The following is a 14,136-nucleotide window of genomic DNA, read 5'->3' as shown; positions in this document are numbered from 1 at the left end:
CGAGATGAAGTACGAGCAGCTATTGGTTACCAGTTTCATATCTAGGGGTGATGTTGTGTGCGGTTATTACCTGTTCATATGCTGCAGCAGGGGATGAAGATTGGAAAGAAGATATATAGTGAAGAAGGTTTAATTTTATTAGCTGAGGGAGTAGAATTAAGCTCTCCCATTATTCGTCGCTTAAAGGAACTTGATATAGGATATATCTATATCCAGGACGCCATGACGGAAGATATTGAAATTCCAGAGGTGCTTCATGAAGAGACTAGAAGAAAAGCGCTGCAAACGATCCGCGTTCAATTTCAGTCCCTTTCTAGAACATCTACGATTACTAAAGGGGGTCACCATTTAGGTAAGAGTTTCTCAGGAATGATGGACTCCATCCTAGATGATCTAGGATCTCACGATGTTTCCATGATCATGCTGACAGATATGAATATGACAGATCATTATTTATATAAACATTCATTGAATGTATGTGTGTATACTTTAATTCTAGGTATCTCATATGGTTACAGTCGAGATCAGTTATCTGTATTAGGTATGGGCGCTTTACTCCATGATATCGGCAAAACTCAAACATCGCAGAAGTTGTTGTTTAAACCAAGCAAGCTGAGTGATGAGGAATTTCAACAGATGAAAGCTCATACTGAAATTGGGTTCAAAATATTGAAAGATGAGCCTAACATTCCTTTGTTGTCAGCACATTGTGCACTACAACATCATGAACGTCTCAATGGGACGGGGTATCCGCAGGGACTCAAGGGCTCAGAAATTCATGAATATGCTCAGTGGCTTGGGCTGACGGATTCTTATGATGCTATGACATCCCATAGGGTCTATCGTCCAGCTATGTTACCTCATCAAGCGATGGAAGTCATGTATGCAGGATCAGGTACACTCTATAATCAGCAGAAATTGGAGCTGTTTCGTGATAAGGTAGCTATTTACCCTCCGGGAATGTCTGTAAAGTTAAGTACCGGTGAGACGGGGGTTGTCTCTAAAATAGACATTAATATGCCGCAACGGCCCGTAGTTCGTGTTATGACTAACGCATCTGGGGAATCGTATAAAGCTCCTTTTGACTTGGATTTGACTCAGGTTCTATCGGTAGTTGTTACCCATGTTGGGGACATAGAATCTTGATTAATGGATTAGGTGGACTGGGGTAAAGAAAACTTATGAAGTATCGTTAGATAGAAAAACCATTTCAACGGTGGGGAATATTTATATTTCTCTATCGCTGTCCTGTCGTTGCGACATGGTTTTTTTTGCTTTCTTCGTGATATGATTATTTCAAAGTTATATTTGTGGTTAATTAAAGAAATAAGGTGGAAAGATATGATTTCGGATAACAAAACGCTTCAATTGCAGAAAATGTCGCCCAGCTATGATCCATGGGATCCCATTACTTCTCTTCGCACTTATGGTAAACACGTATTAACCAGTGTAGAAATGACCGTTACTCACCTCTGTAATATGCGCTGTGAGCACTGTGCCGTTGGAGATATGCTAGTGATGAAGGAAGCGCCCTATATTCAATTAGATGCTATGTTGAGACGTTTAGATGAAGTTGAGCATCTAGAGACGATAAGTATGACGGGAGGAGAACCCCTTTTCAGTAAAAAAACTCTTGATGAGGTTATTGTACCTCTTCTTAAATATGCTAAAGATCGTGGAATCAAAACGCAAATAAATTCTAACCTGACCTTGGGAATGGATCGTTACGAGAAGCTGCTTCCGTATCTTGATGTTATGCACATTTCATTTAATTATTTAAATGGTGATGATTTCCATGAAGTAGGGTTTGCCAATAGTGGACATCCTGTAAGTAAGCAAGCAGCATACCGCTTATATGATACTATGATCGATAATGCTCGTAAGCTTAGTGAAGCAGGGATGTTTATTTCGGCTGAGTCCATGATTAATTATCGCACACATACGAAGTTAGACCAGATACATCAGTTGATCGTAGATATGGGATGTGTAAGGCATGAAGTTCATCCTATGTATTCATCTAATTTTGCATCGACTCTCCCGGTGTTATCGTTGAATGAGGTTAGAGTAGCCATTCATAAGTTATTGGATGCAAGAGATCAGAATATATGGATGTTGTTTGGGACGTTGCCGTTCTATGCTTGTAGTGGTCTTGAGGAAGATAGAATGTTATTACGTCGTCTATTTCAACAAGAGAATATTACAGTTCGCAATGATCCAGATGGTCGGAATCGTGTAAATGTGAACCTTTTCTCGGGAGATGTTTACGTCACTGACTTTGCTGATATTCCGTCATTTGGTAATATAAGGAATCAAAAGCTTGATGATATCTTTGATCAGTGGACGTATGGTCATCCATTGAATCAAAAGGTTAACTGTCACTGTGATGCGGTCTCCTGTTGTGGTCCAAATCTTATTGTGGCAGACATGTATTATAAAGATATTGACTTCAAGACAAGAAAAGCAAACAGATTATAGAAATGAGGCGTTACTATTGCATGAGTTTGCATTCGGACAGCTAGCATTAAATTTATTTCTAGTTCTGCTGCTTGTAACTCTTAATGGGGTATTCGTTGCAGCCGAGTTTTCACTTGTGAAAATGCGCCAAACTCGACTCACACAGCTTGTCAGTGAAGGAAATCGTTTGGCGGGTTATGCACTCAAGGTAAATAAAAAGCTAGATGCATATCTATCTGCGACGCAATTTGGAATTACGCTTAGCTCATTGGGACTTGGATGGATTGGAGAACCGGCGATTTCTGAACTATTGGTCGAACCCATCATGTTTAGACTAGGTGTTGTAGATACAACATTAATCACAACCGTATCGGTAACGATTGGTTTTGGTATTATTACCTTTTTACATATCGTGCTAGGCGAATTAGCGCCTAAATCGATTGCTATTCAGAGAACAGAACAGACAGCCCTGCTGCTATCTGCTCCTTTGATGTTTTTTTATAAAGTGCTGTTCCCATTTATTTGGGTGTTGAATGCATCTGCTAATGCCCTTTTACGCATTGTTGGTATTCATCCTGCTAGTGAGCTTGAAGCCGCACATTCTGAGCAGGAGATTCGAATTCTGATGGATCAGAGTGCTCGAAGTGGTGTGATTGATAAGGATGAAATGAAGCTAATGGATAATATCTTTGAATTTTCAGATTTATTGGCAAGAGAGGTTATGCTTCCGCGTACAGATATGATCTGCTTATATGCTAACATTAGCTTTGAGGAGAATTTGAAGATCATTACGGAAACGAGACACTCTAGGTATCCTCTGGCCTTAGAAGATAAAGATCACATTGTGGGTTTCATACATATCACTGATTTATTATTGGCAGATGAAGTGCATCAAGCAGATCTCTTATCCATGGTTCGCCCTATACTAAATGTGCCAGAATCGATGGAGATTAGTCATGTGCTTCGATTAATGCAGAAGAAGCACTCGCAGCTGACACTTGTAGTAGATGAGTATGGAGGTACTGCGGGTATGCTCACCGCTGAGGAAATATTAGAAGAAATCGTTGGAGAACTCTATGATGAATTCGAAGACGAACGACCGGATGTAGAGATGAACGGCGATCAGATTTCCGTCGATGGACGGATGATGATTGAAGATGTTAATGATCTGACAAGTGTGATCATTGAGGATCATGAAGTGAATTCCATCGGAGGATGGCTATTCAAAGAGTTGGAGGGGAATCCCTCCAAGGGAATGAGTGTACAAGTCGGAAATATGATATTCAAAGTAGAGGAATCAACTCGTCTTCGAGTGACACGTGTGACGATTCAACGTGCTCCTAAGATTGATGATACAATTGAAGAAGGATCCATTAAGGAGTAAAAGAGATCTAACTATTTCGTGCATGATGTTAACCCTTTTGTTAAGAGGAATAATCCTCGGGCAGAAGGGTTTTTTTTGTTGTGTTTTGATTTAATAGTTCATTTTCTGGGCGCGTGTCATATGTTAATAAAGAAGAGTGTAATCGATGGAGTTAACAACTATAAAGGAGGACTTCTGTTGAACCCTGAGGTACGTAGGTATAAGCCTTTTGTCAGTCCGTTTGACCCATGCCCACCATTACCATTCAAGACTTATGTAGTACCACCCAATCAGTATGTTGTTTTTCAGCCCGCTGATCTACCACAATACAGTTTGCCGGAAGCTTTGAGATTAGGAACGTTATGGCCTGCATACTACAGTCCATATACTTCTAGACGTACACAAAGGGGGGAAAAGATTGATGGAACCCACAGCGTGTGATAAGCAATATTATGAGTGGCTAGAGCAACTACAAGTGGTGGATTTTGCACTTGTTGAACTCAATTTGTTTTTGGATACGCACCCCAATGATCTTAGAAGTATTGAGCAATTTAATCAACTTGTGCAAGAACGTAAGAAATTAGCGAAAAAATTTCAAGAAGTATATGGTCCTCTTCAGAATTTTGGTCGTGCATTTTCTAAATATCCATGGGAGTGGTCACAAAGCCCTTGGCCTTGGCAAGTTTAGAAATTAACGGAGGTGACGTTCGTTCATGTGGGTTTATGAGAAGAAGTTACAATACCCAGTTCGAGTTAGTAAATGTGATCTTCAGATGGCAAAATATTTATCGGAACAGTACGGCGGAGCTGATGGAGAACTGGCTGCTGCATTACGTTATTTGAATCAACGGTATACTATTCCCGATAAAGTGATAGGGCTTTTGACTGATATTGGTACGGAAGAATTTGCTCATCTCGAGATGATCGCCACGATGATCTACAAGTTAACGAAAGATGCGACAGTAGAACAACTGATGGCCGCTGGTCTCGGTGCCCATTATGCGGCCCATGATAGCGCACTATTCTATGAGAATGCAAGCGGCGTCCCTTTCACGGCAGCCTATATTCAAGCCAAGGGTGACCCTATCGCCGACCTTTATGAAGATATAGCCGCAGAAGAGAAGGCTCGTGCTACATACCAGTGGCTGATCGACATGACTGATGATGTGGATTTGCAGGACAGTTTGAAGTTTCTACGGGAGCGTGAGATCATTCATGCGATTCGATTCAGGGAAGCCGTAGAGATTATTAAGGACGATCGGCAAGAGCAGAAGGTGTTCTGAGGAGAGCATATCAAATGATGAAAAGAGAAGTCGCGCTACTATATGCGCGGCTTTTTTGTGTGAAGTTGTGTTCCCTGCAAATAAGCTCCATAGGAAAGAGCCGCTGTTCAATGAGGGCTGTTTGATCGTGAAGACGGAAAGCCAGTGGCAAGGTACTTAAACTTGATATTACACAGAAGGGTTAGCATTTATTTAAACATCCAGTAGAAAGGAATAGCTTCCGGGATTGAGGATCGGATTTGAAGAAAGAATAATGTCCTTTAGAGGGGTATCTCGGGTTACTCTTGTTATACTCATACTTTTTACTTCGGATGGGCGTTCACCCAAGATGCAACGGCTTCGAACACCGTTTTGTGGTCACTACAGTGGCAGACCAGATGGCCGCTTTTTTCTATCATAAGCAGTTTCTTATTCATCGAACCTAGGCGTTCATGAAGGAATGGCCCACTTTTAGGCTTGACCAGATGATCCGAGGCTCCCTGAACGATAAGTACCGGTGACTTCACTTCTTCATATATGTCAAATGACTCATTAACAATTCGATAAAATTCACGCGTGGCTCTCAATGGAGTCACAAGGAAATTACGGACATATGCCTTCAGCATATGTACATCTAGAAGCGTCTTCATGATCTCAGGTCGATTCAAAGGAAACACAGGAGTGGATAACATCGTAATCGTGCCAATCCTACTACTATATTTAACCGATAAGTGTGCAGCAATTAACGATCCGGTTGAGAATCCGATCAGATGCACTTCGTTATACTCATCTAACAAGTTCAACAACTCATGCTCTGCGCCTTCAATCCAATCGGCTCTACCGGCGCTAAGCATGTCCTTTCGACTCCCGCCATGCCCTTTTAAAGTGAAAGTTCGCGTCTTACATCCATGCTCTTGCAGAAAATCGGCAAGGGGCGCAATCTCATGCTCACCTCCAGTAAATCCGTGAATCAGCAAACAGACAGTCACAGCTAATCCTTCTTTCTATTGATATAAGTGCTTTGATTTCTTTATTGTACTTTAAAGTTGGCTAACTCATCCATTGAATTTAGGGTATTACCCTGACGTTGAAATGTGTTTTCCACGGTTATCATTTCTGGAATCAAGATTAATGTATCCTATTGTCCTTTGAATCTATACACGAAATAAAGTAACTTCTTTAGGAATGTCAGAGGTTATAATTAAAATAGGGAAAATTCGAAGAGATTCTTGTCCTTACAAGAGAGGATGCAGATAATGTGAACAAAACAGATCGATTGTTAGCCATCGTACTTGAGTTACAACGCAAGGGGGTTTTACGAGCTGAGGATTTGGCGGTTACATTTGAAACAAGTAGGAGAACTATATATCGAGACATTCAAGCCCTTAGCGAAGCAGGAGTACCTGTCGTGGGTTCGCCTGGACAAGGGTATTCATTAATGGAGGGATATTTCCTTCCTCCCTTAAGCTTTACGGTGGAAGAAGCTGTATCATTGCTGATCGGAACAGATTTCGTTCAACAAAAGTTTGATGTTAGTTACGGTGCAAAGGCTGAAACCTCCCGAAGGAAAATAGAAGCTATTTTACCGGAAGGAGTTCGCAAAGAAGTATCTAGGGCGCGTACAACCATCCGCCTCTTAGCCACTGATGAATCTGCGAATAAGGGTTGGGAGAAAGAATATATAGAGATATTACGCTCTGCTATATTAGAGGAATGTAAGGTGAAGTTCTGTTATTCGAAAGCGATCTCTGAAACCGATGGAAATCGTCACAGTGTGCGTACGGTTTCTCCCTACGGACTAGTGCTTTTAAATGGTTCATGGATGATGATTGCAAAGTGTGATTTGCGGCAAGAACTTCGCCATTTTCGAGTATCAAGAATGAGCGATCTTTTGGTTCTGACAGAACGATTCAAGTATCCGTCCGATTTCATTTTACAGGATTATAGACCCTCTGATGATCGTGACTTACGTGTGCGTATTCAAGCGGACCCAGACATTGCACATCTATTAGTAGAGTCGAAAAACTTTTATATGGAGGAACTAGTGAATCACCAGAATGGTTTGGTTATGACATTTCGTGTCCGCCAAATTGAGGAGTTACTGCCGTGGGTGCTTAGTTGGGGAGCGGATGTCGTGGTGCTTGAACCGGAAACACTTAGGAGTCGAGTTCGAGAAGAAGCTGTAAAAATGATGAAACGCTACTGACACTACTGACATAATGTTGTCATTAGCGTTTTTATATAGTAAGACTAGTTGATGAAAAGGGGTTGTATAAAGGAAATGAATACATAAATAAGACAAGATACTCTTAGAGTAGCTTGTCTTATTTATCGATGATTCTATATTACGATGCGCAACCAGCGCATTCAACGTAGTTATCGCCTACTGCTTTACTAATACTCAGAAGTTGACCCATTTGAATATTTTCCTTTGACGTAAACTCGTAATCAAATGCAGTTTCTAGAGCAAGCTCTTGAGCAGACTCTTTACTGTTAGCAAACACGCTGATTTGTTCTTCTTTTCCTGTAGATAGAACTATATAGGCAAAGGTATAACGAAGTAGTTCATTATCCATTTCTATCACCTCCCTCTACATTGTACACTTATTTTTTATGGATTTGCTACTCCATATATCGATGATTCTTTATTTTGTTTTTTTTCATGGACATTTCTCTTGTTTAACAACATTGCATTCACATACTCCGAGTAGGCACCTCTGTGCCCGTCCGTTCATAGAGTATAGGTAAATACCTATGCGAAGGAGCAAATATCATGATGCAGTACACGTACGGTACGCCTAATTATGCTACAAGGTCAGCGGGGGGCCCAACAGTGCATAGAGAGCATATTCTGGATAGTGGACGTGCAGATGTAACCGGAGACGGTGTTCCTGATGAAGTATGGTTGATAGGAAATCAACAGGATGAGAACAGTCCATTCATTACTGGAATTTCACTTTTAATTAAAGATGGTGCTAGCTCTAAGAGTTACCGGATTTCCCCAAGTGAGAATGCGGGTTATAACCCTCGCTTATTTTTAGGTGATTTTACTGGGGATCGCATCTCAGACATCTTAGTAACCATTGAAAGTGGTGGATCTGGCGCCACAACGTATGATTATTTGTATTCCTTGGTGGGAGGGAAATCGCAACTGCTATTTAACTCTGAATCCTATAATGATTACTGGAAGTACAAAGTGGATTATTTGAATGGTTATAGGTTGCAATTGACCAATACGAATACAAGGCGAGTATATATATTGGATATTACATCACGTGGCAAAGATTATTTGAATGAAATCTATAACCCAGATGGAACCTTGAAAGCCCCCATAGAGGGTTTTGTAGATCCGCTCAGTGGTTTATATCCAGTTGATTTTGATCGAGATGGAATATACGAACTGATGGCGATGCAAGGGGTAAGCGGCCTTTATCATGCGGATCGGTTTGGTTATGTGACGAATATACTGAAATGGCAGAGCGACGGTTGGAAATTACAGGATCAGTGGTTCTCGATATATGGAACAGTTGTCTAACAGGCTAACATTCTACTATATCATTTTAAAATAACAACTGAATTATTGAGGGTGTTGGTGTTCCAAAAGCCATGTCTCCTTAAATAAGTTCTTCATGAATATGTTATTATATAAGAATTAAGGATGTTAGAGCGGGCAGGCAGTATGAACGTACCGCTTATAACCGTTCATACTGCCTTTCTTATTTTTGCTCAGCAACCTTGAGTGAACTAAAATAGAACCTATGATGAGAAACATATTCGGGTACTGTTGGCGGATGACGAGCCCGTTATTATACGGGGACTGAAATAACTGCTTTCCTGGGATCGATATTAATCGGGATATTCACGACTCAAGGAAACAGGTCAAATTTATTTTTGTAAGCGCTTATCAATAATATACATATGTACGGTAGGCACTCCAATATGGAGCCATGGATGATTTAGTCAAGCCAGTCAATAAGAATCAGCTCGCAAAAGTAGTTAGCAGGGCTAGGGTAGAGGGTGATCATAAATGTCAGAGTTAACGGGTATTAAGAGCACTTATAAGGAACGACAAAAAGAAATCATAGTTAGAATAGCGATAGAAGCAGATCGTCAACAATTGCTAGAGAGTGGATTATGGTTCCACGATGATGTACGCAACAACTTTTATTATGGTTCTTATCTTTTCACAGCCGCTATTGATACTACTTTAGAGCTCCCTTTTAATCGTGATGATGCAAAAAAGAAGGCACAGGATGTGCTTCTAGAGACCCTATTGCTGCAGAACAGGCAGCATGGAACGGTGTTGTACGGCCATTGGCCACTCGGTTTAAATCCCGTGCCGAGAGAAGCTACTCCTCATGGGCTGCCCGTAGAAATTATGGGTAGCTTGATGGCTTACTTCTACAGGGAGTACGGCGGGTTATTGAACGATCATCTGCGTGGTGCATTTAATACAGCCTTGGGCCACATCTATCGCAGTGATTTCTTCCGTAAGCCAGTGATAACCTTTAATCATCATGAAGCGAAATATACAGCGGCAAAATTAGTCTTTGGAACAATGTTCGATGATGAGCTTCTCATAGAGGATGGCAGACAGAGCCTGAAAGACACGTTGGCATATATCCGTTCCAAGGGGATGCCGGAATATGGCAGTCTGCCGTGGTTCTGGCATTGGGTGCAGGCGTTTACTTGCGCCTTGGAGCTTGTGAGCACAGAGGATGTTGATCTACAGATAGGTCTTAAGGAGATGCTTGATCACCTGTGGAATGTACGTTCACAGTTTTATCTCCGGGGAGCCTGGGTAGGCGCACATTCCAGAGGGTGGCCGCATGATGTACCGGGGGATAGTAATGTGCTTCATGATTATGTACAGTTTGGTGATTTCAGATTGCCTGAAGCTATGCCGCGGACTGAATACGCAGGACTCTTGTTCTATGAGGCCCATGAACTGGTTCGAGCAGTTGCAATAGATCGTCGAGTACCTGTGGAAGTAACAAAGCTAACTCAAAAGGTCATTTCTGAAGCTACAGAAGCGCAGCCACTGCTTCATTCCTATGCTTATATTACGGAGGACTTTGCAGCCGGAGGCATGTGGGAGCGGGTAGAGGAATTTGATAATGAGCAATTACGCTGGGCTTTCTCACTACCAGTGAGCGGGGAGGGAGGAGCTAATCAGTTATTTTTCTTCCATCCTGGTCAACGATATAATGAGGGGGACCCTCGGCATCAAAGCCGTTATGCAGAGGTTCTCTTCCATAAGAATGTCATTATCTCATTGTATCCGGTACCTGAAGGAGAGGTTGATTCAATAGTTGGCGTACTTCCTAAGGGAGAATGGAAAGAGCAGCCTAAGGCTATTTTCGGTCATGTAGATCAGGCCTACTTCGCCATTTTCTTATCGCATTCATACCAGTTGCAGGAACGTCCCGGATATGTAGAAGTAACAGTCAAAGGAATGCCGGGTGGAGTTGTTGTGGAGGCTATGAGTGTGAAGCAGGCAGCGGAGCTTGGCATTGAGGGGCTGGATGCGTTTATAGAAGCCTTAAATCTTAAAGCCCCGAAGTTTGAAACAGAGAATTCATTAGAAGTGCAATATACTGCCTTAGCAGGTGAACAACTGCAATTGAACCTTAGCGAGAAGGAGTCATCGCAAGCTTGGCTTAACGGAATCCAGATTTCATTAAATAACTACTCCGTTTAATCGGCATTAACTCATGCAAGATCGGAAGTCAGGAACGCGGCATTCGATTCATTCCACTATATGAGGTGAGGGATGAAGCGGATTCGGTTTACATTCCGATACCATGTACCCTGTTATGGTGGGGGTACCCTATGATGGTTTATTTCGGAAAACGGCTATGAGATCCTTAAAAGGGGACCTCATAGCCGTTTTTTGCTTTAACTAGATCTCTTTAAAAAACGTATAAGAGGCTTTAATAACCGCATTTCAATAAACAAATAGAGCTTTATCATTGAGAGATAAGAAGAAGACAAATGGTCTTTCATACCGAGTGATTTTGATGTGTCTGCTGATCGTGTGCTTACCCTCATAATTTTTATTTTCTTCGTAAACCTGTGTTCTAATGATGAATCAGTCCACTATTGTGTTCTCTTTATTTGGTACTGTTTCGATACGATGAAGGTGAAACGCCGGTGTTTTTTTTGAAGTATTTAGAGAAATGTGCCAGCTCCATCCCTACTTGATCTGCAATATCAGAAATGCCGGAAATTGAATAGGACAGCAGTCTTTTGGCTAACTCCATACGTTTTAGCTGGACGTATTGCATGGGGGGGACGCCCATGAATTTTTTGAAATAAGGAATGAAATAATTCGGATGCAAGTGTACGAGCTCTGCTAATTCTTCGACATTCATCGGATCACCTAGACGTTCATCTATGTACTGGAGAACATGTGCCAAGTTGCTCTGTTCACTGGTCTGTATGAATTCTTCCATGAAATCAGTATAGCCTCCGGATTCCAGACATAAGGCCAATAAGTTAAGGAAAGAGGCCTGAATACGCAGTGTGGAGAGAATATCCTTGTTACGAAACTGCTGAATCATGTCTGAGAAGATCGTTCGCACAGAATCTGGATCAGGGGGTTCACTGATATATAACTTGTTAGCAGAGTGGAACAAAGGCCATTCACCAATACGTGCATCAAAGTGGCAATAATAACGGGTATAAGGATTATCCAAAGAAGTATCCGTTGTTTGTGTGGTGCCAGCGGGCATGATCATAAGCTGATTGGGCTTAGGATAGTGAGTGATTCCGTTTAGGGTCACGCTCCCTTCTCCGCTATCTATGAAATAGAACCGGTTGAAGGAAGGAGTCTCCAGGGTACGGTTCCATCCTGGATATTTACTGCTGAGCTGGGCATGCGTCACTGTCACATTTAGATTTTCGATCAGGTGGTTTGTAAGGCCGAATGGATTATTCACTGTCTCACTCCTTGAAAACGTTCTCATTTTATTATAACAGACTTCATTTACCTGAAACATCTTATTTATTTACAAAATAATCTTAACAACGGTCATGTTCATGATCTGGAAAGGGGTATATCCTCTTAATATAAACTCATAAAGGGAAGTGCTCAGAAATGGAAAAAGTCCGTTATGGCATTATTGGAATTGGAAATATGGGTAGAGCTCATGCTGTTAGTCTCCTAAATGAAATTAAGGGTGCTGAACTGACTGCAGTATGTGATATAAGTACGGAACGGCTGGAGTGGGCGAAAGAGCATTTGCCAGACCATGTGATGAAGTACAGTAGCACAACTGATTTATTTGAATCCCAAACCATAGATGCAGTATTAATATCTACGCCACACTACGATCATCCGACACTTGCCATTGAAGCCTTAAGTTATGGATATCACGTGTTAGTGGAAAAGCCTGCTGGTGTATATACAAAGGCAGTGCAGGAGATGAATGATGCTGCCGCCAAGTCTGACCGGAAATTCGGGATCATGTATAACCAGCGCACCAATCCTCTCTACCAAAAGCTGAGAGATCTTATCCAATCAGGAGAATTGGGAGAGATTCGCCGCACGAACTGGATTATTACCAATTGGTATAGAACACAAAAATACTATGATTCCGGAGGCTGGCGGGCTACATGGGCTGGTGAAGGCGGCGGGGTGTTACTTAACCAAGATCCGCATCAACTGGATTTATGGCAATGGACTACGGGGATGATGCCGAAGCGCGTTAGAGCCTTCTGTCATTTTGGTAAATATCGAAATATTGAGGTTGAGGATGATGTAACCGCTTATGTAGAGTATGAGAACGGTGCTACAGGGTTATTTATTACAACTACGGGTGAAGCTCCAGGAACCAATCGGTTTGAGATTACAGGGGACAACGGAAAAATTGTCGTAGAGGATGAAAAGTTGACTTTTTGGCGTTTACGTACACCAGAGCCGAAATTCAATGCTGAATTTACGGCGGGAGGTTTTGGCAATCCGGAATGCTGGAAATGCGAAATCCCGGTGAAGGAAGGCAAGGGCGAGCAACACATAGGAATTCTACGGAATTTTACAAACGCCATATTGCACGATGAGCCTTTGCTTGCACCGGGTGAAGATGGGATTCTGGGCTTAACCCTTTCCAATGCCATGTACCTTTCAGCATGGACTGATAATTGGGTGGAGCTGCCTATCAATGCTGATTTGTTCTATGAGAAGTTGACTGATCAAATTAAGGGCTCCACTTTTAAGAAAGAAAACGTTGAGAATAAGACCTTGGATGTAACGGGAACGCATTAAAAAAAAGGGAGATGATAGAACATGGAACAATCAACAATCGCAGCTCAAATGTATACCTTACGAGATTTCACTAAGACAGCAGAGGATCTTAGATCTTCTTTTCAAAAGCTAGCTGCCATCGGCTATCAAGCCGTTCAAATCTCAGGAATTGGACCCATAGATCCACAGTTGGTAAAAACCTATGCCGAAGAATCTGGTCTTACCCTATGTGCAACTCACGTTCCGTGGGACAGATTAGTGAATGATTTGGATGCGCTTGCGCAGCAACATAAGTTATGGGATTGCAAGTATATTGGACTGGGAGGCTTGCCACAGGAGTATCGAACGAGTCTCGAAGGGTATCGAACTTTTGCAAAGCTGGTTTCCGGGATCGCACGCAAGTTAAAAGAAGAATATGGATTACAATTTATATATCATAATCATGACTTTGAATTTGAACGCTTTGATGATCTCACGGGAATGGATGTACTTTTGAACGAGACGGATCCGGAATTTGTCGGATTTGAACTGGATCTGTATTGGGTTCAATCAGGCGGAGGGAATCCGGTCGAATGGATTCGCAAAGTGAATGGCAGAATGCAGGTTGTGCATCTGAAGGATATGGCAATCGTTTCTAGGAAACAAGTTTTTGCGGAAATAGGGGAGGGAAATATGAACTACAATGAGATTATTGACGTGTGCCGTGAGACAGGTGTGGAATGGTATGTTGTCGAGCAGGATGTGTGTCGACGTGATCCTTTTGATAGTTTAGAGATCAGCCTTAATTACTTACTTCAGAGAGTGTAGGTGGA

Annotated in this window: 14 protein-coding genes; 11 read left to right on the top strand and 3 right to left on the bottom strand. The window is 41.9% G+C overall.

From position 1 onward, the window contains the following. The first annotated feature begins 57 nt into the window (after positions 1-57). The 6 genes from J2T13_RS05365 to J2T13_RS05340 all read left to right on the top strand — a co-directional run bounded on the left by J2T13_RS05365 (position 58) and on the right by J2T13_RS05340 (position 5,100). Entirely contained in the window at positions 58-1,146 is a 1,089-nt protein-coding gene (locus J2T13_RS05365) for an HD-GYP domain-containing protein (RefSeq protein WP_429369065.1), read from the top strand. A gap of 195 nt (positions 1,147-1,341) precedes the next feature. Next, positions 1,342-2,475 (top strand): radical SAM/CxCxxxxC motif protein YfkAB, encoded by a 1,134-nt coding sequence (gene yfkAB, locus J2T13_RS05360; RefSeq protein ID WP_429369063.1) that lies wholly within the window; start codon positions 1,342-1,344, stop codon positions 2,473-2,475. A 16-nt stretch (positions 2,476-2,491) separates the two neighbouring features. Continuing rightward, positions 2,492-3,838, top strand: a complete 1,347-nt coding sequence (locus tag J2T13_RS05355; protein WP_429369062.1) for a hemolysin family protein — start codon at positions 2,492-2,494, stop codon at positions 3,836-3,838. Positions 3,839-3,958: 120 nt separating this feature from the next. After that, complete coding sequence (locus tag J2T13_RS05350) at positions 3,959-4,258, top strand: spore coat associated protein CotJA (RefSeq protein WP_429369061.1); 300 nt, start codon at positions 3,959-3,961, stop codon at positions 4,256-4,258. Next, a complete protein-coding gene (locus J2T13_RS05345) occupies positions 4,239-4,505 on the top strand; it encodes a spore coat protein CotJB (RefSeq protein ID WP_429369059.1) in 267 nt (88 codons plus the stop codon). The genes J2T13_RS05350 and J2T13_RS05345 overlap by 20 nt, the downstream gene beginning before the upstream one ends. Before the next feature lie 25 nt (positions 4,506-4,530). After that, positions 4,531-5,100 carry a manganese catalase family protein gene (locus tag J2T13_RS05340; protein WP_429369058.1) on the top strand — a complete coding sequence of 190 codons (570 nt, stop codon included), beginning with the start codon at positions 4,531-4,533 and terminating at the stop codon, positions 5,098-5,100. Between the two features lie 302 nt (positions 5,101-5,402). Here J2T13_RS05340 and J2T13_RS05335 read toward each other — a convergent pair whose 3' ends face one another. Further along, positions 5,403-6,068 (bottom strand): alpha/beta hydrolase, encoded by a 666-nt coding sequence (locus tag J2T13_RS05335; protein ID WP_429369056.1) that lies wholly within the window; start codon positions 6,066-6,068, stop codon positions 5,403-5,405. A gap of 269 nt (positions 6,069-6,337) precedes the next feature. On the opposite strand from J2T13_RS05335, the gene J2T13_RS05330 reads away from it, so the two are divergent. After that, on the top strand, positions 6,338-7,285 hold the full coding sequence (locus tag J2T13_RS05330) for a helix-turn-helix transcriptional regulator (RefSeq protein ID WP_429369054.1): 948 nt from the start codon (positions 6,338-6,340) through the stop codon (positions 7,283-7,285). 139 nt (positions 7,286-7,424) lie between these two features. On the opposite strand, the gene J2T13_RS05325 is transcribed toward J2T13_RS05330, so the two are convergent. Then, positions 7,425-7,655: a hypothetical protein gene (locus J2T13_RS05325; RefSeq protein WP_429369052.1), complete on the bottom strand. Its 231-nt coding sequence runs from the start codon at positions 7,653-7,655 to the stop codon at positions 7,425-7,427. A 197-nt stretch (positions 7,656-7,852) separates the two neighbouring features. Between J2T13_RS05325 and J2T13_RS05320 the strand changes: the two genes are divergently transcribed. After that, on the top strand, positions 7,853-8,614 hold the full coding sequence (locus J2T13_RS05320; protein WP_429369050.1) for a VCBS repeat-containing protein: 762 nt from the start codon (positions 7,853-7,855) through the stop codon (positions 8,612-8,614). A 492-nt stretch (positions 8,615-9,106) separates the two neighbouring features. Further along, complete coding sequence (locus J2T13_RS05315) at positions 9,107-10,780, top strand: hypothetical protein (RefSeq protein WP_429369048.1); 1,674 nt, start codon at positions 9,107-9,109, stop codon at positions 10,778-10,780. A 412-nt stretch (positions 10,781-11,192) separates the two neighbouring features. On the opposite strand, the gene J2T13_RS05310 is transcribed toward J2T13_RS05315, so the two are convergent. After that, positions 11,193-12,020: a helix-turn-helix domain-containing protein gene (locus J2T13_RS05310; RefSeq protein WP_429369046.1), complete on the bottom strand. Its 828-nt coding sequence runs from the start codon at positions 12,018-12,020 to the stop codon at positions 11,193-11,195. 158 nt (positions 12,021-12,178) lie between these two features. On the opposite strand from J2T13_RS05310, the gene J2T13_RS05305 reads away from it, so the two are divergent. Both J2T13_RS05305 and J2T13_RS05300 read left to right on the top strand, forming a co-directional pair. Further along, on the top strand, positions 12,179-13,345 hold the full coding sequence (locus tag J2T13_RS05305) for a Gfo/Idh/MocA family protein (protein WP_429369044.1): 1,167 nt from the start codon (positions 12,179-12,181) through the stop codon (positions 13,343-13,345). A gap of 21 nt (positions 13,346-13,366) precedes the next feature. Then, positions 13,367-14,131 carry a sugar phosphate isomerase/epimerase family protein gene (locus tag J2T13_RS05300; protein ID WP_429369042.1) on the top strand — a complete coding sequence of 255 codons (765 nt, stop codon included), beginning with the start codon at positions 13,367-13,369 and terminating at the stop codon, positions 14,129-14,131. Positions 14,132-14,136: the final 5 nt, after the last annotated feature.

This window comes from Paenibacillus sp. DS2015 (assembly GCF_050433705.1).
Classification (GTDB): Bacteria; Bacillota; Bacilli; order Paenibacillales; family Paenibacillaceae; genus Paenibacillus_AQ.
The sequence above is the reverse complement of the archived record's forward strand: the minus strand, read 5'-3'. Positions and strand labels throughout refer to the sequence as shown.